This is a genomic window from Curtobacterium sp. MCPF17_018, assembly GCF_003234135.1.
Taxonomy (GTDB): Bacteria; Actinomycetota; Actinomycetes; order Actinomycetales; family Microbacteriaceae; genus Curtobacterium; species Curtobacterium flaccumfaciens.
In genome coordinates this window covers 320,599-346,700 of record NZ_QKSJ01000003.1, presented here as the reverse complement: position 1 = coordinate 346,700, position 26,102 = coordinate 320,599, and the positions used below count along the sequence as shown (strand labels likewise).

General features: G+C 72.6%; 22 protein-coding genes and 2 tRNA genes. 17 read left to right on the top strand and 7 right to left on the bottom strand.

The genetic code is table 11. The features are described 5' to 3' along the window. The first annotated feature begins 223 nt into the window (after window positions 1-223). The 5 genes from DEJ27_RS05985 to DEJ27_RS05965 are packed head-to-tail and all read left to right on the top strand — an operon-like array spanning window position 224 to window position 9,005. Entirely contained in the window at window positions 224-1,183 is a 960-nt protein-coding gene (locus tag DEJ27_RS05985; protein ID WP_258370297.1) for a glycosyltransferase family 2 protein, read from the top strand. Then, window positions 1,180-2,145: a glycosyltransferase family 2 protein gene (locus DEJ27_RS05980; protein WP_110862947.1), complete on the top strand. Its 966-nt coding sequence runs from the start codon at window positions 1,180-1,182 to the stop codon at window positions 2,143-2,145. The genes DEJ27_RS05985 and DEJ27_RS05980 overlap by 4 nt, the downstream gene beginning before the upstream one ends. Beyond that, entirely contained in the window at window positions 2,142-5,705 is a 3,564-nt protein-coding gene (locus DEJ27_RS05975; protein ID WP_111090496.1) for a glycosyltransferase, read from the top strand. The genes DEJ27_RS05980 and DEJ27_RS05975 overlap by 4 nt, the downstream gene beginning before the upstream one ends. A 58-nt stretch (window positions 5,706-5,763) precedes the next feature. Next, the gene (locus DEJ27_RS05970) at window positions 5,764-8,052 is read left to right on the top strand and encodes a PIG-L family deacetylase (RefSeq protein ID WP_181430096.1); all 2,289 of its coding nucleotides are present in this window, start codon (window positions 5,764-5,766) and stop codon (window positions 8,050-8,052) included. After that, window positions 8,037-9,005, top strand: coding sequence for a glycoside hydrolase family 16 protein (locus DEJ27_RS05965; protein ID WP_110859133.1), 969 nt, complete (start codon window positions 8,037-8,039; stop codon window positions 9,003-9,005). The genes DEJ27_RS05970 and DEJ27_RS05965 overlap by 16 nt, the downstream gene beginning before the upstream one ends. 114 nt (window positions 9,006-9,119) lie before the next feature. On the opposite strand, the gene DEJ27_RS05960 is transcribed toward DEJ27_RS05965, so the two are convergent. The 4 genes from DEJ27_RS05960 to DEJ27_RS17705 all read right to left on the bottom strand — a co-directional run bounded on the left by DEJ27_RS05960 (window position 9,120) and on the right by DEJ27_RS17705 (window position 13,101). Beyond that, on the bottom strand, window positions 9,120-10,331 hold the full coding sequence (locus DEJ27_RS05960; protein WP_181419992.1) for a glycosyltransferase family 4 protein: 1,212 nt from the start codon (window positions 10,329-10,331) through the stop codon (window positions 9,120-9,122). Further along, window positions 10,328-11,884 carry a lipopolysaccharide biosynthesis protein gene (locus tag DEJ27_RS05955; RefSeq protein ID WP_110859131.1) on the bottom strand — a complete coding sequence of 519 codons (1,557 nt, stop codon included), beginning with the start codon at window positions 11,882-11,884 and terminating at the stop codon, window positions 10,328-10,330. The genes DEJ27_RS05960 and DEJ27_RS05955 overlap by 4 nt, the downstream gene beginning before the upstream one ends. Continuing rightward, window positions 11,881-12,813: a beta-1,6-N-acetylglucosaminyltransferase gene (locus DEJ27_RS05950; protein WP_110859130.1), complete on the bottom strand. Its 933-nt coding sequence runs from the start codon at window positions 12,811-12,813 to the stop codon at window positions 11,881-11,883. Before DEJ27_RS05950 ends, DEJ27_RS05955 begins: the two co-directional genes overlap by 4 nt. 114 nt (window positions 12,814-12,927) lie before the next feature. Further along, on the bottom strand, window positions 12,928-13,101 hold the full coding sequence (locus DEJ27_RS17705; protein WP_181419991.1) for a hypothetical protein: 174 nt from the start codon (window positions 13,099-13,101) through the stop codon (window positions 12,928-12,930). A 157-nt stretch (window positions 13,102-13,258) separates the two neighbouring features. Between DEJ27_RS17705 and DEJ27_RS05945 the strand changes: the two genes are divergently transcribed. Continuing rightward, window positions 13,259-14,569 carry a glycosyltransferase family 2 protein gene (locus tag DEJ27_RS05945; protein ID WP_110859129.1) on the top strand — a complete coding sequence of 437 codons (1,311 nt, stop codon included), beginning with the start codon at window positions 13,259-13,261 and terminating at the stop codon, window positions 14,567-14,569. Window positions 14,570-14,654: 85 nt separating this feature from the next. Here the strand turns inward: DEJ27_RS05945 and DEJ27_RS05940 are convergent, their stop codons facing one another. Then, window positions 14,655-15,983 (bottom strand): glycosyltransferase, encoded by a 1,329-nt coding sequence (locus DEJ27_RS05940; protein WP_111090493.1) that lies wholly within the window; start codon window positions 15,981-15,983, stop codon window positions 14,655-14,657. A 296-nt stretch (window positions 15,984-16,279) separates the two neighbouring features. On the opposite strand from DEJ27_RS05940, the gene DEJ27_RS05935 reads away from it, so the two are divergent. The 6 genes from DEJ27_RS05935 to DEJ27_RS05910 all read left to right on the top strand — a co-directional run bounded on the left by DEJ27_RS05935 (window position 16,280) and on the right by DEJ27_RS05910 (window position 21,786). Beyond that, complete coding sequence (locus DEJ27_RS05935) at window positions 16,280-17,557, top strand: ABC transporter substrate-binding protein (RefSeq protein WP_110859127.1); 1,278 nt, start codon at window positions 16,280-16,282, stop codon at window positions 17,555-17,557. A gap of 108 nt (window positions 17,558-17,665) precedes the next feature. Continuing rightward, entirely contained in the window at window positions 17,666-18,691 is a 1,026-nt protein-coding gene (locus DEJ27_RS05930; RefSeq protein WP_111090492.1) for a carbohydrate ABC transporter permease, read from the top strand. Between the two features lie 71 nt (window positions 18,692-18,762). Then, the gene (locus tag DEJ27_RS05925; RefSeq protein ID WP_375231865.1) at window positions 18,763-19,599 is read left to right on the top strand and encodes a carbohydrate ABC transporter permease; all 837 of its coding nucleotides are present in this window, start codon (window positions 18,763-18,765) and stop codon (window positions 19,597-19,599) included. A gap of 5 nt (window positions 19,600-19,604) precedes the next feature. Beyond that, window positions 19,605-20,102, top strand: coding sequence for a hypothetical protein (locus tag DEJ27_RS17700; RefSeq protein WP_181419990.1), 498 nt, complete (start codon window positions 19,605-19,607; stop codon window positions 20,100-20,102). Window positions 20,103-20,123: 21 nt separating this feature from the next. After that, window positions 20,124-21,140: a LacI family DNA-binding transcriptional regulator gene (locus tag DEJ27_RS05915; protein ID WP_111090491.1), complete on the top strand. Its 1,017-nt coding sequence runs from the start codon at window positions 20,124-20,126 to the stop codon at window positions 21,138-21,140. A gap of 10 nt (window positions 21,141-21,150) precedes the next feature. After that, window positions 21,151-21,786: an MBL fold metallo-hydrolase gene (locus tag DEJ27_RS05910; RefSeq protein ID WP_110859123.1), complete on the top strand. Its 636-nt coding sequence runs from the start codon at window positions 21,151-21,153 to the stop codon at window positions 21,784-21,786. Window positions 21,787-21,896: 110 nt separating this feature from the next. On the opposite strand, the gene DEJ27_RS05905 is transcribed toward DEJ27_RS05910, so the two are convergent. Continuing rightward, the gene (locus DEJ27_RS05905; protein ID WP_111090490.1) at window positions 21,897-22,802 is read right to left on the bottom strand and encodes a DUF72 domain-containing protein; all 906 of its coding nucleotides are present in this window, start codon (window positions 22,800-22,802) and stop codon (window positions 21,897-21,899) included. A gap of 103 nt (window positions 22,803-22,905) precedes the next feature. Between DEJ27_RS05905 and DEJ27_RS05900 the strand changes: the two genes are divergently transcribed. From DEJ27_RS05900 to DEJ27_RS05880, 5 genes are all read left to right on the top strand, one after another. After that, window positions 22,906-22,981 (top strand) — tRNA-Glu (locus tag DEJ27_RS05900). 33 nt (window positions 22,982-23,014) lie between these two features. Then, a tRNA-Glu gene (locus tag DEJ27_RS05895) sits at window positions 23,015-23,090 on the top strand. A gap of 106 nt (window positions 23,091-23,196) precedes the next feature. Then, window positions 23,197-23,643 carry a CrcB family protein gene (locus DEJ27_RS05890; protein ID WP_110859121.1) on the top strand — a complete coding sequence of 149 codons (447 nt, stop codon included), beginning with the start codon at window positions 23,197-23,199 and terminating at the stop codon, window positions 23,641-23,643. Next, window positions 23,640-24,029, top strand: a complete 390-nt coding sequence (crcB, locus tag DEJ27_RS05885) for a fluoride efflux transporter CrcB (RefSeq protein WP_111090489.1) — start codon at window positions 23,640-23,642, stop codon at window positions 24,027-24,029. The genes DEJ27_RS05890 and crcB overlap by 4 nt, the downstream gene beginning before the upstream one ends. Further along, window positions 24,026-24,631: a histidine phosphatase family protein gene (locus DEJ27_RS05880; RefSeq protein ID WP_027465908.1), complete on the top strand. Its 606-nt coding sequence runs from the start codon at window positions 24,026-24,028 to the stop codon at window positions 24,629-24,631. The genes crcB and DEJ27_RS05880 overlap by 4 nt, the downstream gene beginning before the upstream one ends. A 282-nt stretch (window positions 24,632-24,913) precedes the next feature. On the opposite strand, the gene DEJ27_RS05875 is transcribed toward DEJ27_RS05880, so the two are convergent. Continuing rightward, window positions 24,914-25,981, bottom strand: a complete 1,068-nt coding sequence (locus DEJ27_RS05875; RefSeq protein ID WP_110859119.1) for an FUSC family protein — start codon at window positions 25,979-25,981, stop codon at window positions 24,914-24,916. Between the last annotated feature and the right edge of the window lie 121 nt (window positions 25,982-26,102).

Here is a 26,102-nt window from a genome sequence, read left to right as displayed (position 1 = left end):
TCCGCAAGGGACCGCACCGCGCATTGACCCTCCCGCTGGCCACGGCGATGGTTGGAACCGCGGGGGAGAGTACCCACTCACCCGCGGCAAGCAGGCGGCGTCGTACCCGCGTCCCGCTGCTCGACCGACGACGGTCACCGTCGTCGATGCGTCATCCGAGGACGCGCCGCTCGTCTCGACGAGCCACCACCCGACAGCAACCCTGACCCGACAGGACCGCGCCATGCCCGTACGTACCGTTCGCCCTGCAGACCCGAGGGTCTCCGTCGTCATCCCGGCGCGGAACGAGGCCCGCAACCTCGAGATCATCCTCCCGAAGCTCCCGCCCGTGTACGAGGTGATCCTGGTCGACGGCAACTCCGTCGACGACACCATCGCCGCCGCCCAGCGCGTGATGCCCGACATCCGCGTCGTGCACCAGACCCGCAAGGGCAAGGGCAACGCCCTGGCCTGCGGCTTCGAGGCGGTCACCGGCGACATCGTCGTCATGTTCGACGCCGACTGCTCCGCGGACCCCGACGAGATCCCGCGGTTCGTCCAGGCACTCGTCGACGGCGCCGACGTCGCGAAGGGCACCCGGTACTCGCTCGGCGGTGGCAGCGACGACATCACGATCGTCCGGAACATGGGCAACCGCGGCCTGAACATGCTCTGCAACATCATCCTCGGCACCAGCTACAGCGACCTCTGCTACGGCTACAACGCCTTCTGGGCGGACGTCCTGCCGGAGATCGGTCTGCTGTCGTCCGAGCTGCCGAAGCCGGCTGACGGTTCGATGCTGTGGGGCGACGGATTCGAGATCGAGACCGTCCTGACCTGCCGCTGGTCGGCCGCCGAGCTCGCGATCACCGAGGTGCCGAGCCACGAGAAGCTCCGGGTGCACGGTTCCAGCAACCTCAACGCCGTGACCGACGGCATCCGCGTGCTGAAGTCGATCATGCACGAGCGTCGTCGCGCCGCCATCGGCCGTGCCGAGGTCCGTCGCGCGGCGATGAGCGTCGTGCCGCCGGCCGAGCAGCTCGCCGCGCCGGCTGCTGCGCCCGTCGCTGCTGCGCCCGTCGCTGCTGCGCCGGTTGCTGCGACGCCGGTCGCTGCGTCCGTCGCGACCCCCGTCGCTGCGTCCGCCGTCGCCGGGGCTGCCGTCGTCGCGTCCGTCGTCGCCCTCGAGGAGGACGTCGCGTGACGACCGTCGCGGTCGTCATCTGCGCCTACACCCAGCAGCGCTGGGGCGACCTGCAGGACAGCGTCGAGTCGGCCAAGCGCCAGCCCGAGCGCCCCGAGGTCGTCGTCGTCATCGACCACGAGCCCGAGCTCCTGGCCCGCGCCGCCGCACGCTGGCCGGAACTCCGGGTCGTCCCGAACACCGAGGACCGCGGACTCTCCGGAGCCCGCAACACCGGTGTCGCCCTGACCGACGCCGACGTCGTCGCGTTCCTGGACGACGACGCCACGGCGGACCCCGACTGGCTCGGACACATGCTCACCGCGCTCGAGGACCCCGACGTCGTCGGAGTCGGCGGTCGTGCCACGCCGTCGTGGCCGACCGCGACCGGCCCCGGCCCGTACGCCGACGAACTGCTCTGGATCGTCGGGTGCTCGTACCGCGGGCTGCCCGAGACCCCGGGCGACGTCCGCAACGTCATCGGGTCGAGCATGGCGTTCCGCCGCGACGCGATCCTGCTCGCCGGCGGCTTCCGCTCCGGCATCGGCCGCGTCGGCAACCAGCCGCTCGGCTGCGAGGAGACCGAACTCTGCATCCGCATCGCCCAGGCCCGCCCCGGTGCGCGGATCCGGCACGAACCGCGCTCGAACGTCTCGCACCGGGTCTCCCCGGACCGTGTGACGATGCGCTACCTGCGCCGCCGCAGCTACTACGAGGGCATCTCGAAGGCCGTGCTGAGCCGTCGGGTCGGCACCGGCGACTCGCTCGCCAGCGAGTCGACCTACCTGACCCGGGTGATCCCGGGCGCCGTGCTGCGCGAACTGCGCCACGTCGGTCGTGGCGGAGGCCTGCGGGCGTACGCCATCGCGCTCTCCGTCGTCTCGACGGTCGCGGGCTACGCCGTCGGCCGGGTCCTCGGTACCGTCGTCGTGCGGACCCCGCCCGCACCCGCACCGCTCCCGCAGCCGGTGGGCACACCGTGACCCGCGCGACCCTGGCGATGGTCCTCTCGCCGGTCGTGACCGGGCCGCTCGTCCCCACCTGGGACGGCGCGCTCTGGGTCGGCGAGGTCGACCGTGCCGACGTGCACGCGTCGAGCCACCGGGACGTCATCGCCCTGCAGGGATCGACCGGGTACGGGCGTGCCCGACTGCTCGTCCGCGACCACGGCGAGCCGCTCGGCTTCGTCGAGGCCGAGATCACCGAACGCCGCCGCATCGGCGGCACCATCGACGTCCGTGCGCTGCAGCGCGCGATCCGGCCCATGCCGGCACCCGAGCGTCGGCCGGCAGCAGGTCTGGTGCTGCCGTCCGTCACCGTGGTGCTCTGCACGGACGGTGCCGCCGGCACGACCATGCGGTCGGTGCTCGCGAACGGGCACCCCGACTTCGACGTCGTCGTCGTCTCGCACGGCGCCGACGACGGCGGTGTGGCGACCGTCGACATCGGCGGACGCCGCGTCACCACCATCCCCGCGCCCGACGGCGGCCTCGCCGCCGCGCGGAACGCGGGCCTGCTCGTCGCGACCGGCGACGTCGTCGCGTTCGTGGACGAGGGCGCCGTCGTGGACGGCGGCTGGATCGCCGCGATCGCCCGTGCCTTCGCGAACGACCCGGACGTGGCCTGCGTCACCGGGCTCGTGCCGAGTGCCGAGCTCCGGACACCGGCGCAGCGCTGGCACGACGACCGAACACCCGGCGGGCGGACCGTCCGCCGCCGGGTGTTCCGGCTCGACGACCCGGTGGACGACCTCCCCCTGCACCCCTTCGCGGCCTCGGCCTACGGCACCGGCGCGAACCTCGCCGTGCACCGCGCTACCGCGCTCCGGATCGGCGGGTTCGACACCGCCTTCGGGCCCGGCACCCGCGTCGGCGGCGGCGACGACCTCGACCTCTTCACACGACTGCTGTTCGCCGGATCCGCGATCGCCGTCGAACCGGCCGCGATCGCGTGGCAGCGATCGGCGGACGACGTCGCGTCACTCCGCGCCGCCGCTGCCGCGCACGGCCACGGACTCGGAGCCTGGATGACCAAGAACGCACTCGACCGCGACACGCTGACCGCCTCGGTGGACGCGGCGCCGGAGGCCATCAGCGCCTTCGCTCGCCTCGGCCTCGAGCAGGTCGACGACGCTGACGCCGCTGCTCCGGCGAACGGCCACGGGACGGACGCCGCGCGCGACGCGGACGCCGTCGACGCGGTCGACGCGGAGTTCGCGGCGACGAAGCGTCGATTGCGTCGCGTCGAGCGGCGCTCCGTGCTCACCGCTCCGGTCCTGGCGCTCCGTGAACGCATGGGCGGCGCGGGAACGATCGACCGCACGGCGCACGGTCGTCACGAGCTGCAGCGCGGCCTCGACACCGCGGGTCCGGCACGACCGACCCCGGGTGGCGCGATGGGGCCGGCGGCCCGACTCGGTGCCGCCGCGATCGTCGTGCTGACGCTCGTGCTGGCCGCCGTCGGCAGCGTCGTCGAGCTGCCCACTCTGCGGGCGAGCGCCGTCGCGGTCTTCCTGTTCGCCCTGCTCGGGGTGGCGCCGACGCTGCTCGTCCGTCCGATGTCCCTCGCACGGTTCACCGTCCTCGCCGTCACCGGATCGCTCGTCGGCACGATCGGCATCGGGTACACCATGGCGACCTTCCACGTCTGGGCGCCGACGGTCCCCTTCGTCGGGGTCGTCGTGCTCACCGCGGCGGCGCTCGCCGTCTCGGTACCGCGTGACCTGGCGGAGCTCCGTCGCGCCGGCCTCGTGCAGCGCGAGACCGCCCGGCGCCGGTGGAGCACGACCGCCACCGTGACGGCGCTCTCGCTCGGCGGGCTCGTCGTCGTGGTCGTCGCCGCGCTCACCCACATGGGCGACCCGGTGCCGGCCGGCCTGTTCGGCTCGCTCGGCCCCGGCCTGGTCGTCGGCCTCGCGCTCGTCGTCGCCGCCGCGGTCATCGCCCTGGTGCGCGGTCGCGGGCTCGCCGTGCCCGTCGTCGTGCTCGGCGGTGTCGTGCAGCTCGCCCAGGCGATCACGTACGGCGTGCCCACCGTGACCGCCGCCGCGCGGCACATCGGTGTCGTCGAGTACATCCGCCAGTTCGGTGGGACCAACCCGTCGGCCGACATCTTCCAGACCTGGTCCGGCCTGTTCGCCGGCGCTGCCTGGGTCGCCGACGTCGGGGGCATCGTCAACACGATCCTCATCGCCGCCTGGGTGCCGGTCCTGCTCGCGTTCAGCACGACCATCGCGGTCGGGGTCCTGGCGGCGCACTGGCTGCCCGGCGCCCGTCGGCCGTGGATCGCAGCGCTGCTGACCGCGATGACCGGTTCGCTCAACACCACGTACTTCTCGCCGCAGTCGACCGGCATCCTGATGTCGATCGTGATCCTCGTGCTCGCCACCGGACCGCTGCGCGACGCCGCCGTCACCACCGCCGACGGCTCCGTCGCCGCCAAGCCGCGGGCACGGCGGGTGGGGCTCTCGCGGATCATCGCGATCACCCTCATCGGCATCGTGCTCGCCGTGACGCACCAGATCTCCCCGTACCTGACGGTCGCCGCACTCGTCACGCTCATCGTGTTCCGGATGCTCCGCCCCTGGTGGTTGCCCGTCGTCGTGCTCGTGCCGGCGGTGGTCTTCGCCGCGCTGAACGGCGACATCCTCGGACGGTTCCTGTCGCTCGCGGCGGTCGGACGCGTGCTCGACAACGTGCAGCCGCCCGCGCACGACATGACCGTCCTGCCGAAGCCGCTCGTCACGCGCCTGGCGTTCGACATCCCGGCAGCCGCGCTCGTGGTGCTCGGGCTCATCGCCCTGGTGACCGTGCTGATGCGACGCGACCGGACGCACTGGGCGCTCCTCGCCACCGCCGCGAGCCCGATCTCGCTGCTCGTCGCCACGAACTACGGCCAGGAGGGCGTCTTCCGCGTCGTGCTCTTCGCGACGCCGTGGATCGCGATCCTGGCGGCGGCGCTCCCGATGCCCGCCGGTCGGTTCGCCCCGGTCGGTGCGGTCCTGCAGCGGGGGATGCGCCCGTCCGCCGTGCGGTTCGCGATCGCCGGAGCAGCGGTGGCGGCGCTCGTCGCGATCGGTGCGTTCGGGCAGACCTCGCTCGACTGGAACCGCGTGATGACCCGGAGCCAGTCCGCGGCGACGCAGTACTACGACCGCACGGCCCCCGCGGGCTCCGTGATGCTGCTCACCGGTTCGGCCAACGCCGTCCCGAGCAACACCGGCGCGCGGTACTTCGACGTGGGCTACCTGTCCCGCGAAGCTCTCGGCCCGTACCCGGACCCGACCGGCGGCTACGACGCCGAGGCCGACCTGTCGAACGTGACGCGGGAACTGGTCGTGAACTGGTCGGCCACCGGCTACTACGCCCTGGTCGCGGAGCCCTTCGGCGCCTACGACGAGCGGTACGGCTACCAGAGCGACGCCGACTACCAGGAGCTCGCCGCCGCCATGGCGTCCTCGCCCTACTGGGAGCGGGTCTGGTCATCGGGAACCACCGCGATGTACGAACTGACGACGGAGGGCCTGCGCCATGCGACCGACTGAACCGACCTCCGACAGACCGCGACGGACGCGACGGGCCACCGTCGCGTCCGTCGCGGGTGTGGTCGCCACGGTGCTCGCCGTGCTGGTCGCGCCGAACCTCGCGGTCCAGCCCGCCGTGGCTGCGGCCGCGGACTGCAGCGCGGGGCGGGTGCTCAACGTCGTCGCCCACCCCGACGACGATCTGCTCTTCCAGGGCACGGACCTGCGGAAGGACATCGACGCGGGGCGCTGCGTGCGCTCCGTGATCGTCACCGCCGGTGACGCCGGCAAGCCCGACTGGTACTGGCAGGAACGCCAGGTCGGGCTGATGGCCGCCTACGCGAGCATGGCCGGCGTCGACCCGGCGTCGACGACCGGCTCCACGACGGTCGCCGGACGGACCCTGCTCACGGAGACCCTGACCGCCGACCCGCGGATCAGCCTGGTCTTCATGGACCTGCCGGACGGCAACGTCGAGGGCAACGGCTTCTGGGCGAACGGGTACGAGAGCCTCCAGCGCCTGTACACGGGCGACATGGACACCCTGCAGACCGTCGCCGACGCCCCGCACAGCGCCACGTACACGCTCGCGCAGCTCCGGGCGACGCTGCAGGGGATCGTGCAGGACTTCGCACCGACGGACATCCACACCCTCGACCACGAGGGCGAGTACGGCGACGGGGACCACAGCGACCACCACACGGTCGCGTACCTGACCGACCAGGTGCAGCGGCAGTACACCGGCGCGCACGACTTCACCGGGTACATGGGATACCCGATCGCCGACCGTCCGGCGAACCTGACGACGGCCCAGACGCAGGCGAAGGCCGACGCGTTCTTCACCTACGCCGCCCACGACGGTGAGACGTGCGCGTCGTGGCAGGCCTGCTCGGCGCGGCCGGAGACCTCGTGGCTCAGCCGGCAGTACACCGCCGGCTCGCCGGTGCCGACGAACCCCACCGACCCCACGGACCCGACCCCCACCCACACGGACGTGACGGGTTCGGCGTCGGTGACGGCGAGTGCGGAGAACCCGGCTGATGGTCAGACGGCCGTGAAGGCGGTCGACGGTGTGGTGAGCGGGTACCCGGATGCGCCGACGGCGGAGTGGGTCGCGCCGTCCGGTCGTGCGGGGACGTGGATCCAGCTCGGTTGGGCGAAGGCGACGGCGTTGGACGCGGTGGACCTCGCTGATCGGCCGAACGCGGTGGACCAGGTGCTGGGCGGGACGTTGACGTTCTCGGATGGCTCGAGTGTGCAGGTGCCGGCGTTGAGCAACGGTGGTGCGGTGCAGCGGGTCACGTTCGCGGCGCGCAGTGTCACGTGGGTGCGGTTCACGGTGACGTCGGTCAGTGGCGGGACGCAGAACGTGGGCCTCGCCGAGATCCGCGCGTTGGCCCCGGCCGACACGACGCCGACGCCGACCCCGACGCGGACGGACGTGACGGGTTCGGCGTCGGTGACGGCGAGTGCGGAGAACCCGGCTGATGGTCAGACGGCCGTGAAGGCGGTCGACGGTGTGGTGAGCGGGTACCCGGATGCGCCGACGGCGGAGTGGGTCGCGCCGTCCGGTCGTGCGGGGACGTGGATCCAGCTCGGTTGGGCGAAGGCGACGGCGTTGGACGCGGTGGACCTCGCTGATCGGCCGAACGCGGTGGACCAGGTGCTGGGCGGGACGTTGACGTTCTCGGATGGCTCGAGTGTGCAGGTGCCGGCGTTGAGCAACGGTGGTGCGGTGCAGCGGGTCACGTTCGCGGCGCGCAGTGTCACGTGGGTGCGGTTCACGGTGACGTCGGTCAGTGGCGGGACGCAGAACGTGGGCCTCGCCGAGATCCGCGCGTTGGCCCCGGCCGACACGACGCCGACGCCGACCCCGACGCCGACGCCGACCCCGACGCCGACGCCGACCCCGACGCCGACGCCCACCCCCACGCCCGCTCCGGGCCTGCGGGACGTCACCGGCTCGGCGACCCCGACGGCGATCGCCGACAACCCGGCCGACGGCCAGACCGTCGCGAAGGCCGTCGACGGCGTGGTGTCCGGCCACCCGGTCGACCACACCGCCGAGTGGGCCGTGCCCTGGGGACGGACCGGCATCTGGATCCAGCTCGACTGGGCCGCCCCGGTCGCGCTCCAGCGCATCGTCCTGCACGACCGTCCGAACAGCGACGACCAGATCACGAGCGGCACGCTGACGTTCTCGGACGGCAGCCAGGTCGCCGTGGGCGAGCTCCCGAACGACGGCAGTGCCCGGACGGTCGACTTCACCGCCCGGAACGTCACCTGGGTGCGGTTCACCACGACCGGGGTGTCGAACAGCACGATCAACGTCGGTCTCTCGGAGGTCCGCGCATGGGCAGCTGGGTGACCCCGGACGAGGACGGCCCCCGCCCGGTCGCCGAGCAGTCGGCCGCCGCGCACGGTGCCGCACCCGCGCACGGCCTCGGCGCCTCCCGCCACCGCACCCCGCTCCGGACACGAGGACGACGGGTCGCGATCGTGGCCGCGGCCCTGGTGGTCGCGGTCGGTGCCGTCGCAGCGGCGACCACCGGCACGACGTCCGTCGGTCCCGGACCCAGCGGGGTCGCGATGCCGACCGGCGACGGTGACGGCTGGAAGCGGGTGTTCTCCGAGGACTTCGACGACACCACCCCGTCGGGCGGGTTCGAGGCGGCCTACGATGACCGGTTCACCGTCTACCACGGCTTCGCGGACACCGCGGGGACCGGTCGGTACCAGGCGTCCACGCTGAGCGCCCACGACGGGATGCTCGACATGCACCTGCGCACGACGAAGGCGGGCACCCCGCTCGCCGGCGGGGTCGTCCCGCTCGTCGACGGACGATGGGGCGGTCAGACCTCCGGGCGCTACAGCATCCGGATGAAGAGCGACGAGGTCGACGGGTACGGGGTGGCGGTGCTGCTCTGGAGCGACGAGAACGTCTGGGCGCACGGCGAGATCGACTTCCCCGAGGGTGCGCTCGGTGCGCCCGCCTGGCTCAACGTGCACTGCCTGGTCGACCCGGCCGAGAAGTGCATCCACCACGAGACCGACGCGTCGCTGGCTGACTGGCACACGTACACGATCGAGTGGACGCCCTCGCGGATGTCGTTCCTGGTCGACGACGAGGTCGTCGGGAGCACCACGCAGGACATCCCCGTGGAACGCATGCACCTGGTCGTGCAGACGGGGTCCCTCGAGGGCCTGCCGCCCCGGGACGCCGCCGGGTCGCTCCTGGTCGACTGGATGACGATCGACGTGCCCGCGGACGGCGAGAGCCCCCAGGCCACGCTGCCGTCCACGGAACCCACCGCCGGCTGACGGCGCCGAGCCCGGCGCGGACCGACCCCGTCGAGCCCGCAGCGCCTCGGCGCACACCGGCGCGCGCCGGCGCCATCGAGCCCGGCGCGCACGGACGGCGCCGGGCCGACCCGGTCAGCGCCGGGCGTGTGCCAGCAGTGCCAGCAGCAGCGCTCGCACGTGCGGCTCGCGCCCGTAGCGGTCACGAACCCACGCGCGGCACCGTGCGGCGAGGGACGGGTCGAGTTCGGCTTCGTCGAGGGTGTCGAGCAGCTTCTCCGCCAGTGCGTCGGGGTCCGCCGGGTCGACGGTGTACCGCGCCCAGTCACCCGACAGGATCTCCCCGGTGCCGCCCGATGCGGCCGCGACGACGGGACGGCCGGCGGACATCGCCTCGACCACGACCCGCCCGAACCCCTCGGGCTCGATGGACGGCGCCACCACGACGTCGGCGGCGTGCAGGAGCGGGACGACGTCGTCCCGCTCGGGGAGCACGAGCACGGAACCGGCGGGGAGCGCGTCGATCGCGGCGTGCACGGCGTCCGCCTCCTCCGCGTAGAGCGCACCGGCCAGCACGAGGAGCGGCGCGGGCGCCGCGGGACCGGCCACGGGGGGAGTGGTGACCGGTACGCGTGCCGCAGCGGCCGTGCGGACGCGACCCCACGCCTCCAGGAGGGCAAGCACGCCCTTCGACCGGGTGAGCCGACCGTAGTAGAGCACCGTCGGGGTGTCCTCGGCGATGCCGAGTGCCGCGCGGGCGTCGCGCACCGACGCCGGGGTCGCGGCCGGGAACGCGTCGGTGTCGACGCCGTTCGGCACGATCGTGATGCGGTCCGTCGGCACGCCGGACTCCGCCCAGGCGCGCGCCATCGCGTGCGAGACGGCGAAGTAGCGGGTGCGGCCACCGGCGATCGGTCCGAGCCGCCGGTAGTTCGGCGCGTGGTGCAGGTGCACCGCGAGCGGGACTCCGGAGACGAGCGATGCGACCCGGCCGAACGGCAGGTACTCGGGCCGGTTCAACCAGAGGACGTCGAGGTGCGATCGTCGGATCCGCAGCCCCTCGCGGGCGAAGCGCCAGGCGTCGCGGAGCGCGGTCGTGATCCCGAACCGGTAGTCGGTGGCCTCCACCAGCTTCACGCCCATCGCCTCGTAGGGCGGCGGGCCCTCGGCGGCGCGCGGGGACTGGGCGTTCCGGTGCCAGACCTCGACCTCGTGGCCGGCGGCGACGAGCTCACGGGTGTCCTCGAGCACACAGCGTTCGAGTCCGCCGGTGATGGCGAGTCCGGTCACCAGGACGCCGACGCGGAGTCGGCGGGAGCCGTCGTGTGCAGCCTGTCGCGGTCTCACGAGACACCACCCCTTGCGGTCTTCAGTCGGCGGAGGAACCAGGGGAGGCAGGCGACCACCCCGGCGATGCGGACCCAGTTCCAGAGGACGTCCTGCGGCAGGAGCAGGGACGCGGCGGCCACGACGAGCGCGGCGAGGGTCGTCAGGACGATCCGGGGCCCGGGCCCGCGCCACTCACGGCGGTCGGGCAGGGCCAGCAGCTGCATGGCGGCCAGGATCGCGTAGGCGACCACGGTGGCGAGGCCCGCGCCGGCGATGCCGAGCACGGGCACGAGCACGAGGTTCGCGCCGATGTTCACGGCGCCCGCGACCGCGGCGATCACCCCGACGGCGACACCGCGGCGTTCGACCAGGAGCAGGCGTCCGGTCGCGCCGCTGGCGACGACGGGGAACGCGGTGATCGCGACGACGAAGACGACGACCGAGAGCTCCTGCACGCGGTACGACGCCGGGGCGAGGATCGGCAGCGCGACGGGTGACACCAGGGTCACGGCGAGCAGGACCGGTCCGAGCATCTTGTACAGCTCGTCGCGGGAGTGCATCGCGAGCTGCCGACGGGCGACCGGGTCGCGGAGGGCGGCGAAGTGCGGCGCCCACGCCTGGTTGGTGAAGGTCAGGAGCAGGATGACGGCCGAGCCGACGACGTAGGCGATCTGGTAGCGGGCCACCTCGTCCGGGCCGAGCAGCCGCTGGACGACGATCCGGTCGCCGGCGTTCAGCACGAAGTACGACAGGTTGCCGAGGGCGATCGGCACGCCGAGGCGGAACGCCCGTGCCGTGGTCTTGCGGTCGAACAGGCCGGCGAGACGCGGGCGGGTCGCCGCGACGCCGATGACCATCGCCACGCCCTGGGCGACGACGCCGCCCCACGCGTAGGTGGTCGCGTCGGCCTGCACCCAGGTGAGGAGCCCGAGGCCGATGACCGAGCCGCCGATCGAGGACAGCAGGCTCGTGACCGCGAAGACCCGGATGCGGTCCTGGGCGACGAGCAGCGCCAGGGAGATCTGCACGATGGCGGCGGGGCCGGTCCAGAGCACCGCGACGAGGAGCAGCGGGTGGTTGCCGACGAAGCCGGCGGCGTCGGCCCAGACCGGGATCGTGGTGAGCGCCGCGACGGTGACGACGATCGCGGTGACCATGCCGACGGCGAGCAGGCCGCGCGCCCGGCGGTCGTCGCCGTCCTCGGCCCGCTGCAGCACCGACGCCTGGTCGATGCCGAGGACGGCCAGGACGACGAGCGCCTGGTACAGGGCGATGGCCGAGGCGAGCACGCCGAACTCGGCCGGCGGCATGAGGTGTGCGAGCACCGGGGAGATGAGCGACGAGACGACGAGCTGCATCGACCAGACGACGACGTACAGCAGGCCGCGGCCGAACAGGACGGAGGCACCCTTCCGCACGGCGACCGACCCGGTGTCGAGCGACTCGGGCACGGGTGCGATGGGCTCCGGGGCGATGGCCTCGGGTGCGATGGGCTCCGGGGCGATGGGCGCGGGTGACTCGGCCTCGCGCGCGGCGCGGGCCTCGCGGCGGGTCTGCGGGGGGAAGCTCACGGCGCGACCACCCCTGCCGCGCCCTGCCGCGCCGTCGCCGTCGCCTCGCCCTGGCGCAGCCCGAAGGCGGCGTCCACGACGTCGAGCAGGTCACCGCTCCGGTCGGTCGAGAACTTCCGCGCGAACAGGTGCTGCACCTCGACGTCCGCGTCCGTCCGACGCTCGAGCAGCTGCCCCGCGTCGGCGACGGTCAACCACGGCGGGCTCTTCCGCGCGGTGCCGTCCCACCCGATCCACCAGAGCGGCTGGGAGACGTGCTCGTCGGCGAACCCCGGCGTCAGCGACGGCGAGTTGAGCACCGACGGCACGAAGGTCTCGTCGGCGACCCAGGTGCGCTGCCAGAACCGGACCAGGTCGGGGCGCTGGTCGACGGTGTCCACGACGGCGGCGGCGTGCCGGCGGGCGAGGACCTTGAGCTGCGAGCCCCCGGCGAAGGAGACGTTCGCCGGCACGCGGCGGGGGACCGGCAGCCGGAGCATGTGCTTCCGCCACGCCCAGTGCCGGAACCGGATGCGGGAGATGCCGCCGTCACGGCCCCACGGCGCGAACGGCAGCGGGTTGACCGAGATGAACGACTCCTCGCGGTGCGCCTCGAGCAGGGTCGTGATCTCGGCGGGGTTCGCGAGCGGGTAGTCGCTGCCGGTCAGCACGGCCACGTGCGAGGCGTCGGTCTCGGCCAGGGCTGCCCGGTAGCCGGACACCTCGGCGGCGACGTTCTCCCAGCGCGCCCAGCCGGTCCGGATGCGGGGGAGCAGCCGGACACGGTCCGGCAGTCCGTCGGTCATGGCGCGGAACACCGTCTCGGGGGTGCGCGCGTCGCAGTGCAGGAACACCGGGAACGGGTCGAGCGCCTCGACGAGTCGGCGCACGTGTGCCGGGTCCTCGTGGGCGAGGACGATGCACGCGGGGACCGCGGGGGAGATGGCCATGGACGCGACGCTAACCGCGGCGTTCCGGGGCCGACAAGGCGACCCGTGCCCGTCTGCGGGGAAGCGGCGGTTTCCCGCACCGCCCCCTGATCGATCAGTGCTCGAAGCGCCTGATCAGCGCTTCTTGCGGAACTTCTGGCAGTCGCAGAGGGCGCAGTCCGTGCCCGGACGGTAGTGCTCGTGGGCGTCCTGCACGTGGCCGCAGACGCAGGTCACGGAGTCGACCACGAAGACGCTCTGTTCCGAGGGGAGCACGGCGCCGAGCTCGTCGGCGGGGCCCATCGACATGCGTCCTCCTCGTGCCCGGCGTGCTGCCGCCGAGTCGTCCTCACGATCCTACCGTCCAGGGGCGTGTGCTGGCGGCAAACCGCAAGTCGGACGACCGTCGCCGCAACCGCGGGCGGCCGCCGTTGACCCTGCAGCGGCCCCACCGGAGCATCGGACCATGACCGACCAGCAGGCCACCACCACCCGCGTGCTCACGCTCACGCCCGCGATGCCGTCCCCGGACGTGCCCGCCTGGGCCGGCGCGGCCTGGGTCGGCGCCGTCGACCGGCAGGAGGCGCTCGCCGCGTCCGCCGTCGAACTCGCCGGCCCCACCGGCTTCCGCCGCGCCCGCCTGCTCGTCCGCGACGGACGCGAGATCGCCGGGTTCGTCGACGTCAGCGTCGACGCGGACGGCGGCGTGGACCCGGCCGAGCTGGGACCGGCCCTGCGCGCCCTGCGCACCACGGGCCTCCCGGCCGCCCCCGCGGGGACGCCGGTCGGACGCATCTCCGTCGTCATCGGCACCCGCGACCGGCCCGAGGACCTGCGTCGCTGCGTGCGCTCGGTGCTCGCGTCCGAGCACGACGACTTCGAGGTGCTGGTCGTCGACAACGCGCCCACCACCACCGCCACCCGCGACGTGGTCACGTCGCTCGCGGACCCGCGCCTGCGGTACGTCCTGGAGGCCCGACCCGGCGTCTCGCGCGCACGGAACGCCGGACTCGCCCTCGCGTCCGGGGCCGTGGTCGCCTTCGTCGACGACGACGTGGTCGTCGACCGGCACTGGCTCGCAGCGCTCGCCGACGCCTACGCCCGCGACGCGGACGTCGTCTGCGTGACCGGCCTCGTGCCCAGCGGCGAACTCCGGACCCCCACGCAGCGGTACTTCGACGAGCGCGTGACCTGGGCGCGCAACACCGACCGCCGGGTGTTCCGCACGTCGGCGCCGCCGGCGGACCTGCCGCTGTTCCCGTTCTCCGTCGGCGCGTTCGGCACCGGTGCCAACATGTCGCTCCGTCGTTCGGCCGCGCTCGCCCTGGGCGGGTTCGACGTCGCGCTCGGCCCGGGCACCCTGGCCCGCGCCGGCGAGGACCCCGACCTGTTCACCCGGGTGCTGTTCTCCGGCGGCGCGCTCGCGGTGGAGCCGTCGGCCGTCGTCTGGCACAAGCACCGGCCGGACCGTGCGGCGCTGCGCTCGCAGGCGCTCGGCTACGGCACCGGCCTCGGTGCGTGGGTCACGAAGCTCATGCTGCGACCGCGCACCGCACTGGCCGTGCTCCGTCGGGCGGTCGGGGCGCTGCGGCAGCTCGGGGCGCTCGGACAGGGCGGCGGCGGCGCCGATGAGGTGTCCGCCGCGGTGGACGCCGTCGGCGGGTGGCCGGTCGACGACGCGTTCCGCGAGGCGACGGCCGGCCTCAAGCGCGTCGAGCTCGTGGCGGCGCTGGGCGGACCGTGGCGGTACGTCGTCGGGCGGTCGCGGCGCGGGTGACCGCGGTGCGGGCGACCGCACTCCGCGTGCACCGATCGCACCGCGCGTACCGCACGCACCGGGACGGACGTCTCCTGCGCGCCGCCTAGGGGCGGAAACGGCCCTCCTCGACCTCGCGCCAGAACCGACGGCTGCGGAAGTACGCCGCCGGACCCGCCGGGAAGCCGCGGAACTCGTGGTACGCCAGCGAGCGCGGGATCCGGGTCGTGGAGGCCTCGGTGATGCTCTCGGCCGCGGCGTCGCGCCGGCCGGCCAGTCGTGACACCAGCTGCTTCAGCTTGATCTTGCCTGCCCGGGGCATCAGCCGCGCGAGCACGAGCGCGTGCCGGCGGTCCTTCGCGATGAGCTCGCACATCAGCGCCGTGAACCCGACGCCGTTCGAGTGGAGCTGCCCGTGCAGCCCGGCGAGGTCCTGCCGGTGCCGGTGGTGCACGACCGCGCGGGGTTCGAAGCCGATCCGGCCACCGCTCCACAGGATGTCGATGAAGATCGCCAGGTCCTCGCCACCGCGGGCGGGCACACCGGCACCGAGCACGGGGTCGAACCCGCCGACGGCGTCGAACGCCGAACGTCGGACCGCCCAGTTCGCGCCGGCACCGTAGCCGCCGATGCCGTACACGGCGAAGTGCTTCTGCACCGAGCCGTCGGGGCGGACGGCCCGGGCCTGCGCGTGACGCATGACCCCGGGGACGTCGTCCGGCACGATCGTCACCGGCTGGAAGGTGCGCTCGCCGCTGAAGCCGCCGTAGTACGCCTCGTACCAGATCTGCGCGGGGGTCTCGAGCTCGACGGGCAGGATCATCCCGGTGACCGCGGCGACCTCGGGCTCGCGGACGAAGCGCGTGCCGATGGACCGGAGCCACTGTGCGTCGACCCGGACGTCGTCGTCGGTGAACGCGATGATCTCGCCGTGCGCCGCGGCGACCCCGGCGTTGCGACCGGCGGAGCAGCCCGGACGGCGTTCGGTGACCAGCCGGACGTCGCGGCCCTCGAGCAGCCCCGGCAGGGCGTCGACCTCGGGCAGCTTCACGCGGTTGTCGACGAGGATGACCTCGTACCGCGGGTAGTCGAGGTGCTCGAGGAAGTCGAGCAGCTTCCGGATGTCCTCGACCCGGGTGACGATGGTCGACACGACGATCGAGATGAGCGGGAGGTCGAGGTCGGGGATCGGGGTCTCCGTCGCACCGGAGATCCGTGCGAGGCCGTCCACCAGGGGTTCCATCGCGCGGGCGGCGTCGGCCGGGTCAGCGGTGAGCAGCACGTCGAGGGTGGTGACGGGGAAGCCGTCGCGGTAGCCGACGACGAGCGCGGAGGAACCCGACTCGTCGGCGACCAGGCGCGGCAGCGGTGCGTCGAGGTCGACGCTGACGACCCGACGGGGGCCGGGCACGGTGACGGAGGATTGCAGGGTCATGGTCGGGACGCTACGACCGCCCGCGGTGTCCGGACAACGGACCGGACCAGCAGTGGCGGGGTTCGTGCGGGGTTCCGCAGTGCGGTGCGTGTGCCCCCGACGGGGGGTGAGCGCTCACCCAGGAAGCCACGGGAACCTCATGGGTCACGCTCAGGTCACGGAACCGATGCAACCGGTTGCGCTCCCGCTGGACCGGGCGTAGCTTCCTCCTCCAGCAGGCAGTGTCGCCTGCTCCAGGCCAGCGGTGTCGTGATCCGACCGAGCCGTCCTGGTGATCTCAACGAGGAGACAACGCTGTGAAGACAACACGCGCCAGGGTGCGGTTCGCGTCCGTTGCGGGGGTCGCGGTCATCGGGCTCGTGCTGACCGGCTGCTCGAGCGGCAGTTCGGCGGACGACGACGCCAAGAGCGGCCAGGACAGCCGCGGACCCATCACCTACGTGCAGGGCAAGGACAACTCGAACGTCGTCCGTCCGCTCATCGCGAAGTGGAACAAGGCCCACCCGGACGAGAAGGTCACCTTCAAGGAACAGTCCGACCAGGCCGACCAGCAGCACGACGACCTCGTGCAGCACTTCCAGGCGAAGGACGAGAACTACGACGTCGTCGACGTGGACGTCGTCTGGACCGCCGAGTTCGCCGCGAAGAAGTGGCTCACCCCGCTCACCGGCGACATGGAGCTCGACACCTCGAAGCTCCTGCCGTCGACGGTGAAGACCGCCACCTACAACGACACCCTCTACGCCGCACCGCAGACCTCGGACGGCGCCCTGCTCTACTACCGCAAGGACCTCGTCAAGACGCCTCCCACCACGTGGAAGGAGATGATGGACGACTGCAAGATCGCGAAGGACGCCGGCATCGGTTGCTACGCGGGGCAGTTCGCGAAGTACGAGGGACTCACCGTCAACGCCTCCGAGGCGATCAACGGCTCCGGCGGTTCGGTGCTCAGCAACGACGGTGCGCCCGACGTCGACACCGACAAGGCGAAGGCCGGCCTGCAGAACCTGGTGGACGCGTTCGAGGACGGGAACATCCCGGCCGAGGCGATCACCTACCAGGAGGAGCAGGGCCGCACCGCGTTCGAGGACGGCAAGCTCCTGTTCCTGCGCAACTGGCCGTACGTCTACAGCCTCGCCAAGACCGACGGCTCGTCGAAGGTCAAGGACACCTTCGGCATCGCGCCGATCCCCGGTGCCGACGGCGTCGGTGCCTCCACGCTCGGTGGGCACAACGCGGCGATCAGCGTGTACTCGAAGCACAAGGCCACGGCGCACGACTTCCTCGAGTTCCTGACCTCGGACGAGACGCAGAAGTTCTTCGCGACCCAGGGCTCGCTCGCCCCGGTCGTCGGTGACCTGTACACCGACCCCGAGCTGACGAAGGAGCTGCCCTACCTGCCGACGCTGCTCAAGTCGATCGAGTCGGCCGAGCCGCGCCCGGTCACGCCGTTCTACCCGGCGGTGACGAAGGCGATCCAGGACAACACCTACGCGGCGCTCAAGGGATCGAAGTCGGTCGACGAAGCCATGAAGGACATGCAGGACGCCCTCACGGCCGCGACCAGCAGTTGACACACAGCGGCTCACGCCGCGTCGGAGGGGAGGCCCGTGGCGGGTCCGCCACGGGCCTCCCCTCCGTTCCCACCTGTGTTCCGACACCCCCGGCAAGGAGGCCGACACGTGTCAGCAGCAACCGAGATCCCCGCAGCCATCCCGAACCCGACCGGGCTCGAACCGAAGCGCCAGCGGCGCAAGGGCGGGCTCAACGCCGAGCACGGCCGCTGGGCCGTCTACCTCATCGGCCCGACGATCGCGCTCCTGGCGGTCGTCATCGGGTACCCGGTGGTCAGCGCGATCATCCAGTCGTTCCAGCTCGACCAGGGACTCGACAAGGCGACCGGCCTGTTCGTCGAGGGCGGCTTCGCCGGCGTGACGAACTACGTGCACTGGCTCGGCCAGCGGTGCGGTGAGGTCACCTGCCCGCCCGGCAGCCTCGGCTCGCAGTTCTGGGTGTCGATGGGCAACACGTTCTTCTTCACCGTCGTCACCGTGCTCGCCGAGACGGTGATCGGCGTGTGGATGGCCATCATCATGAACCGCAACTTCAAGGGCCGCGCCCTCGTCCGTGCCGCGATCCTGGTGCCGTGGGCGATCCCGACGGCCGTCACCGCGAAGCTCTGGTACTTCATCTTCGACGCGAACGGCGTGCTGAACCAGGTGATCGGCCACCAGATCCTCTGGACCAGCGGCGAGTGGGCATCCCGGTGGGCGGTCATCATCGCCGACACCTGGAAGACCACGCCGTTCATGGCGCTGCTCATCCTGGCCGGGCTCCAGCTGATCCCGGAGGAGGTCTACGAAGCCGGGAAGATGGACGGCGCCTCGACCTTCCAACGGTTCGTGCTCATCACCCTGCCGCTCATCAAGCCCGCGCTCATGGTCGCGATCCTGTTCCGCGTGCTCGACGCGCTGCGCATGTACGACCTGCCAGCGATCCTGACCGGCGGCGGCGGTGGTTCCGGCAACGCCACCACGACCCTGTCGATCCTGGTCGTCGAACAGATCCGGCAGGGCTTCAACTCCGCGTCGGCGCTGTCGACACTCACCTTCCTGGTGATCTTCGTCGTCGCGTTCCTGTTCGTGCGGTTCCTCGGCGCCAACGTCGTCCAGACGCAGGCCGCCCAGCAGAAGGGTGAACTCAAGTGACGCTCGCAGCAGACCGTCCGCGGTCCGGGGCCGTGCGCCGCGACCGCGCCGTCGACCGCACCGAGGTGCGCGTGCGCCGGGACACCGGGCCGCGGATCCGCACCGCCCTGCAGGCCGTCGTCATCGCCGTGTGGTGCCTCCTGCCGTTCTACTGGATGGTGGTCACGAGCTTCCGTGACGTCGGCTTCACGTTCGACGCCACCCCGTGGCCGACCCACGTGACGCTCGACAACTACGCGACGGCGTTCTCCACCTCGCTCGGCAACCACCTCGGACGGGCACTGCTCAACAGCCTGCTCATCGGTGGGGTCGTGACGATCATCGCCCTGCTCGTCGGCACCACGGCGGCGTACGCGCTCGCCCGGCTCGAGTTCCGCGGCAAGTCCCTCATCGCCGGCGCGATCCTGGCCGCGTCGATGTTCCCCGGCGTCGCCCTCATCTCGCCGCTGTTCCAGCTGTTCACCGACATCGGGTGGATGGGGTCGTACCAGGCGCTCATCCTGCCGAGCATCTCGTTCGTGCTGCCGCTGACCGTGTACACGCTCGCGTCGTTCTTCCGCGAGATGCCGTGGGACCTGGAAGAAGCAGCCCGCATCGACGGGTGCACCCGGGTGCAGGCGTTCCGGCGGATCATCCTGCCGCTCGCGGCGCCCGCGGTGTTCACCACGGCGATCCTGGCGTTCATCTCGAGCTGGAACGAGTACCTCATCTCGTCGCAGCTGTCGAGCGACGCGACACAGCCGGTGACCGTGGCGATCGCCTCGTTCGCCGGGTCGCAGCCGCACCAGGAGCCCTACACGGCGGTGATGGCCGCCGGCACCATCGTCACGATCCCGCTCGTGGTCCTCGTCCTGATCTTCCAGCGGCGCATCGTGGCGGGGCTCACCGCCGGCGGCGTGAAGGGCTGACGACCATGGCCCAGCGCGGACCCACCCGTCCCACCGCCCACATCGAGGAGTCCATCGGCTTCGTCGGGATGTTCGGCGTCCTGTTCCTCGGCGTGACGGTGTTCTGCGAGCTCACCGGGCGACCGGCGCTCGGCTGGGCGCTCACCCTGCTCGTGTGCGTGCTCGGCGTCGTCGCCCTGGACCGGTGGCGGGTCGCCGTCCTCCGCCGGACCACGGCGCAGGACGGCACGGGTGGATCCGTGCCCCGGGGCGTCGGTGCTGCGCCCGCGGTGGCCCCGGTGCACACGTCGGTCACCGACCCCACCGGTCGCCGGCCCCGACCCGGCGCGGACGGACGGGTGCACCAGCACGCCGGCTGGGACGAGGTCGCACCGGCTGCACGACGGCCGGCGCGCACCGCACGGGTGCCGGAACGCAGGGCGGACCGCGGCGTGCCCGCGGTGGCGGACCGACGGGGTGGACCCGACGCACCGGCGGACGTGACGCACGGCACGGACGGCTGACGGGCCTCCCGGGTCGCACCGATGGGGATCCAGGAGATCGCGACCGTCACGGGGCTGTCGAAGTCCACCGTGTCGCGGGCGCTCCGCGGCATGTCGAACGTGGCCGACACCACGATCGAGCAGGTGCGGCGGGTCGCCGACGAACTCGGGTACGTCCCGAGCTCGGCAGCGGCCGGCCTGGCCACCGGTCGTCAGCGCGCCGTCGGGGTGGTCGTGCCCGTCATCGATCGCTGGTTCTACGTCAAGGCGCTCGGCGGCGTCGACGCGGAGCTCCGCCGGGCCGGGTACGACCTGGTCCTCTACAACCTCGGCGGCCCGGGCGGCGACCGCGACCGGGCGTTCCGACGCTCGATGCTGCGGCACCGGGTCGACGGCCTCGTGCTGCTCTCCCTGGTGCTCGACGCCACCGAACGGGCCGAGCTCGAACTCAGTCGGCACCCCATGGTCGTCATCGGCGGCCCCGCACCGGGTCTGCGCAACGTGGGCGTCGACGACCGCGAGGTCACCCGGATCGCGGTCGAGCACCTGCACGGACTCGGCCACCGGCGCATCGCCTACGTCGGCGGGCAGGACGAGGCCGGCATGAACGTCGCAGTGCCGCACCTGCGGCGGGACGGGTTCCTCGACGCCGTGCGGTCGGGCGGACAGGCCGTGCCGGAACGGTGGTCCCTCGACGGCCGCTTCTCGTTCCCCGGCGGTGCCGCCGCCGGGGCCGGGCTGTTCGCCGAGCCGGCGTCGGAACGACCGACGGCAGTGCTCTGCGCCTCGGACGAGATGGCCCTCGGTGTCCTGCTGGCCGCGCGCCGAGCCGGTCTCGCGGTACCGGAGGACGTGTCCGTGATGGGGATCGACGGCCACGAGTACGGCGCCACGGTCGGACTCACCACCGTCGCGCAGGACCCGGTGGCGCAGGGACGGACCGCTGCACGGGCGGTGCTCGCCGAGGTCGACGGCGGTGTCGCCGGCCCGATCGCGGCGGCACCCGCGCACCTGGTCGTCCGCGCGACCACGGGGCCCTGCCCGCACGGTGCCGCGTAGGGTCGCCCGCATGGAGGTCACCAAACTCGAACACGCCTGCCAGGTCATCGCCGAGAGTGACGCCCGCCTGGTCCTCGACCCGGGGAACTTCACCCGACCGGTCGACGCCACCGGGGTCGTCGCCGTCGTCGTCACGCACGAGCACCCGGACCACGTCACCCCCGAACAGGTCCGCCGGATCCTCGACGCGAACCCCGGTGCCGTCGTCATCGGACCGGAGGGGGTCCGCGCGGCGCTCGCCGAGGTGGACATCACCGTCGACGTCGTCACGGACGGCGACCACCGGACGGTCGGCCCCTTCGCGCTCACCTTCCACGGCACGCGGCACCAGCTGATCCACGCCTCGGTGCCGATCGTCGACAACACCGGCGTGCTCGTGAACGGCCGGCTGTTCCACCCGGGCGACTCCTACACGGACCCGGGCGTTCCGGTCGAGGTCCTCGCGGCACCCGTCGGGGCGCCGTGGCTCAAGGTCGCCGAGATGATGGACTACGTCGCCGCGATCGCGCCGTCCCGCGCGTACCCGATCCACGAGGCCACCCTGTCCGAGGTCGGCTTCGGCATGCACACGGGGCGGCTCCGCGAGGCCGTCGAGCCCGCCGGGTCGCTCGTCGTGCTGCGCCCGGGGGAGTCGCTCACGCTCTAGGGCTGCGCTGCGCGGCCTGGAGGCCCGTGGCGGCGCCGCCGCGGGCCTCCCGTCCGTCACCGAGTGAGCAGAACGCGACGGGTCGCGTCCACGCACCCGGCTTCTTCTGCTCACTGGTCGGGCGCCCGCCGGCGCAGTCGCGCCGCGACCAGGCGGTCGAGCGTCAGGGCGTCCCACGGAGCGTGCCGCTCGGCGTCGTTGTCGAAGTACACGTAGACGTCACGGCCGGCCTCTGCGTGCTCGAGGACCGTCGTCGCCCACCCGCCGAGTGCCCGGGGCGAGTACCCGTCGTGGTAGGTCCGGGGTGCACCGTGCAGCCGGAGGTACGCGAGCGGTGCCCCGGTGTCCGCCCGGAAGCGGGGGAAGTCGCCGGCGTGCGAGTCGACGAGGGCGACGCGGTGTCGGCGCAGCACGTCGAGGTGCTCGTCGCCGAAGCCGGCTGCCCGGACCTCGAGCGCGTGGTGGATCGGACACGCCGGTTCCTCGGGCTCCACGAGACCGTCCGGCTCCTCGGTGACCTTGTCGTCGTGGTGGCGTGCGAGTTCAGCGGCCGCACCGTGCGTCCGGGGGAGCACCCCGAGGAACGCGTCGAGCACCTCCGGCGTCGGCAGCAGGCGCTCGGGCAGCTGCCAGAGCACCGGTCCGAGGGTGTCCCCGAGCTCCAGCGGACCCGAGGCGAAGAAGTTCGCCAGCGCGGTCTCGACGTTCCGCAGCCGCAGCATGTGCGTGACGTACCGGCCGCCCTTGACCGCGAACCGGAACGGCTGCCCGCCCGAGGCCGCACGCCACGCCCGGTAGCGTGCCGGACGCTGCAGCGAGTAGAAGGATCCGTTCAGCTCCACCGTCGGGAACCGCGACGCCACGTGCTCGAGCCACCGCCGCTTCGCGAGGCCCTCGGGGTAGAAGTCCCCACGCCAGCCGTCGTACTGCCACCCGGACAGGCCGATCCGGACCGTCGCCGAGGGGCTGCCGCCGACGTGTCGTGGCGCTGCGATCGCGTCGTGGTCGGCCGTCATCGATCCACCGTATGCCAGCTCCGACACGGCGGCACACCCGGGCGACACGCCCCGTTTTGGTGCGGATGCGAGCCTTGTGCAATACTTGTCGAGTTGTCGGAACGGCCCCATCGTATAGCGGCCTAGTACGCTGCCCTCTCACGGCGGTAACGCGGGTTCGAATCCCGCTGGGGTCACCACAGGTGACATGCTCCGAGTCCGACAACAGCCGCGGCCCCATCGTATAGCGGCCTAGTACGCTGCCCTCTCACGGCGGTAACGCGGGTTCGAATCCCGCTGGGGTCACCAGTACGCAAACCCCCGTCCAGCTCCGGCTCGGCGGGGGTTTCGTCGTCTCGACTAGCCTGGATCGACCCCGTCGTCCGGGGGACGATCGCCTCGCGACGGGAGCACGATGCACGCCGAACGCCCACCGCACCTGCGCTGGAGGCTCGTCGCCCTCGTCGCCCTCGGCGGCGCGATCGGGACGGCCGTCCGCGCACTCCTCGCCACGGCGTTCCCCGCGCACGACGGGATCAGCTGGACCATCCTCGTGATCAACGTCGTCGGGGCGTTCTGCCTCGGGTTCCTGCTCGACGCGCTCGCGCGCCGCGGCCCGGACGTCAGTCGTCGTCGCGCGGTCCGGCTGTTCGTCGGCACCGGCGTCCTCGGCGGTTTCACGACCTACAGCACGCTCGCGGACGACACCGCGCAGCTGCTCGACCTCGGCCACTGGACGGCCGGCAGCGGGTTCGCCCTGCTGTCGGTCGTGCTCGGACTCGTCGCTGTCGTCCTCGGTCTGTGGGTCGCCGCGGCCACCCGGCCCCGCACCCGCCCCGAACCGCTGCAGGACGCCCGATGAGCCCGGCCGAACTGGTCCTGGTCGCCGTCGGCGGGGGAGCCGGCGCCGCCCTGCGCTTCGTGCTCGACGGCGTCGTGAAGGGCCGCGTCGCCGGTTCGCGGTTCGCCGGGTTCCCGGTCGGGACCCTGCTCATCAACGTGTCCGGATCGCTCGTGCTCGGGGTCCTGACGGGCCTCGGGCAGGCCGGCACCATCCCCGCCTCGACGGTCGCTGTGCTCGGGACGGGCATGATGGGCGGGTACACGACGTTCTCGACGGCGAGCGTCGAGACCGTACAGCTCCTCCGATCCGGCAAGACCCGGCTCGCCGTCCTGAACGGCCTCGGGATGCTCGTCGTCTCGGTCGGCGCAGCCGCGCTCGGCCTTTGGATCGGAAGGAACCCATGACCTCGGAACGCCCCGGCGAACTCGTCCTCGTCCGTCACGGAGAGACGGAGTGGTCGAAGAGCGGGCAGCACACCGGCCGCACCGACATCCCGCTCACCGACAACGGTGTCGAGCAGGCGAAGCGCGCGGGCCGGTACCTCGGGGACCGGTCGTTCGCGCTGGCGCTGTCGAGCCCGCTGCAGCGCGCCCGCGACACCGCGCACCTGATCGGCGTCGAGCCGGAGCTCGACGAGGACCTGTACGAGTGGGACTACGGCGCGTACGAGGGCCTCACCACCCCGCAGATCAAGGTGCTGCGCCACGGGCCGTGGGACCTCTGGACCGACGGGGTCCCCGCCGGTGACACCCCCGGTGAGAACGCCGCCGAGGTGCGGGTCCGCGTCGAGCGCATCCTGAACCGTGCCCGTCCGGTGCTCGCCGAGGGCCACGACGCCGTGTTCATCGCCCACGGCCACGTGCTGCGGGCGCTCGGTGCCGCGTGGATCCGGCTCGCGCCGCAGGACGGCGCCGTGCTGAAGCTCGGCACCGCCTCGGTCAGCATCCTCGGCTACGAGCACGGCCGCCCCGTCATCGACGCCTGGAACATCCAGCCGCGCGACTGACGCCGTGGTGGGCCGGACGGGCTCGCGACCGCGACGGACGCGGTGATCGCGACCACGGACGAACGGGAGGCCCGTGGCGGCGCCGCCACGGGCCTCCCGTCCGCCGTCTGCGCCCGTTCCTTCCCCTGTCACGCGCGATGGCAGGCGGAATCGGGCGTCCCTGGTCGAAACGAACGACCAGGTACGCCCGGTTTCGACCCGGTACGCCCGATTCGACCCGGTATGCCCGGTTCGACCAGGTACGCCCGGTTCGACCCGGTACGCCCGGGACGACCGGGCGCTTCAGACGGTCCGGATCGCGCTCGTCGCACCCAGGGCACGGCCACGCCGGCGCTCGATCGCACGCCCGACGAGCAGCAGCCCCACGCTGACCACGGCACCGAGGACGGTCTGCGCGATGCGGTCGAGCGCCAGCAGCTGGGGTGCCTCGGGCAGGCTCAACCACGACACCGCCAGGGCGAGCGGGGTGAGGAACAGCAGGCACACGGCGTAGTTCCGGGCGACGAAGATCTCGGCGAAGAACTGCCCGACGACGGCCAGCACGACGATCCACCACGCCGACGGCTCGAGCAGCAGGATGCCGACCGCGATGACCGTGCCGCCGATCGTGCCGACCACACGCTGCCCGGCGCGGACCACGGTGTGCCGCTGGCGGATCGCCGGCAGGGTCGAGACCACCGCGATGACCGCCCAGTAGGGGTGCCCGAGCCCGGGGATCGACTCCGCGACGGCACCGGCGACGAGTGACCCGACGACGTTGAGCGCGACGGTCTCCCACAGCGCCGGTGTCCGCAGGACCGCGAGCGACCGGTGCTTGCGGTCGGCCAGCGGGCGGAACCGGTGCGGGGCGTGCGGGTGGAACAACCGGCGGAGCACCGCACCGGACATCGCGACGAGCCAGGCCCAGACCACCGAGCAGACGATGATCGTCGTGACGAGCGGGACGTCCGCCGGGCGCATCGGCACGAGTGCGGACACGACGAACGCGAACACCGGGAAGATCGGCTGCGCGGGGATCGCCCGGAGCGTGGAGAGGGTGCAGACCGCGACCACCAGGACGACGACGAGACCCACGGCCTGCAGCCAGAGCGGCGACCCGACGAGCCCGACCCCGATGCCGGCGAACATGCAGAGCGCCTGCAGTGCACCCGCGACACCGGTGGTGACGGCACGCTGCCGGTAGGGCTCGGTCGCACCGAAGATGGCGGTGAACCCGGCGAACATGGCGAAGGCGGCGTACCCCGGCATGCCGAGGGCGATGAGCAGCGCGAGCGGTGCGCCACCGGCGATCGCGGCGCGTGCCGCGCCCTCGAGGTTGATGGTCCGGGTCGAGTGCGCAGGTGTCGTCATGGCGTCACCATCCTCCCACCGCGACGGGTCTCGGGGAGTCGCCACGGGCCTCCAGGCCACGCCGTGGCGGGGTGCCGGGCCTGCGGCGGGCCGGGTGTCCCGCGTTGGTATACCAATGGTA

What these genes read in the sequence shown, in the direction of transcription:
- DEJ27_RS05985 (WP_258370297.1), top strand. Translation starts at nt 224, where the DNA reads ATGCCCGTACGTACCGTTCGCCCTGCAGACCCGAGGGTCTCCGTCGTC.
- DEJ27_RS05965 (WP_110859133.1), top strand. Translation starts at nt 8,037, where the DNA reads ATGGGCAGCTGGGTGACCCCGGACGAGGACGGCCCCCGCCCGGTCGCC.
- DEJ27_RS05950 (WP_110859130.1), bottom strand. Translation starts at nt 12,813, where the DNA reads ATGGCCATCTCCCCCGCGGTCCCCGCGTGCATCGTCCTCGCCCACGAG.
- DEJ27_RS17705 (WP_181419991.1), bottom strand. Translation starts at nt 13,101, where the DNA reads ATGTCGATGGGCCCCGCCGACGAGCTCGGCGCCGTGCTCCCCTCGGAA.
- DEJ27_RS05945 (WP_110859129.1), top strand. Translation starts at nt 13,259, where the DNA reads ATGACCGACCAGCAGGCCACCACCACCCGCGTGCTCACGCTCACGCCC.
- DEJ27_RS05940 (WP_111090493.1), bottom strand. Translation starts at nt 15,983, where the DNA reads ATGACCCTGCAATCCTCCGTCACCGTGCCCGGCCCCCGTCGGGTCGTC.
- DEJ27_RS17700 (WP_181419990.1), top strand. Translation starts at nt 19,605, where the DNA reads ATGGCCCAGCGCGGACCCACCCGTCCCACCGCCCACATCGAGGAGTCC.
- DEJ27_RS05915 (WP_111090491.1), top strand. Translation starts at nt 20,124, where the DNA reads ATGGGGATCCAGGAGATCGCGACCGTCACGGGGCTGTCGAAGTCCACC.
- DEJ27_RS05910 (WP_110859123.1), top strand. Translation starts at nt 21,151, where the DNA reads ATGGAGGTCACCAAACTCGAACACGCCTGCCAGGTCATCGCCGAGAGT.
- DEJ27_RS05905 (WP_111090490.1), bottom strand. Translation starts at nt 22,802, where the DNA reads ATGACGGCCGACCACGACGCGATCGCAGCGCCACGACACGTCGGCGGC.
- DEJ27_RS05890 (WP_110859121.1), top strand. Translation starts at nt 23,197, where the DNA reads ATGCACGCCGAACGCCCACCGCACCTGCGCTGGAGGCTCGTCGCCCTC.
- crcB (WP_111090489.1), top strand. Translation starts at nt 23,640, where the DNA reads ATGAGCCCGGCCGAACTGGTCCTGGTCGCCGTCGGCGGGGGAGCCGGC.
- DEJ27_RS05880 (WP_027465908.1), top strand. Translation starts at nt 24,026, where the DNA reads ATGACCTCGGAACGCCCCGGCGAACTCGTCCTCGTCCGTCACGGAGAG.
- DEJ27_RS05875 (WP_110859119.1), bottom strand. Translation starts at nt 25,981, where the DNA reads ATGACGACACCTGCGCACTCGACCCGGACCATCAACCTCGAGGGCGCG.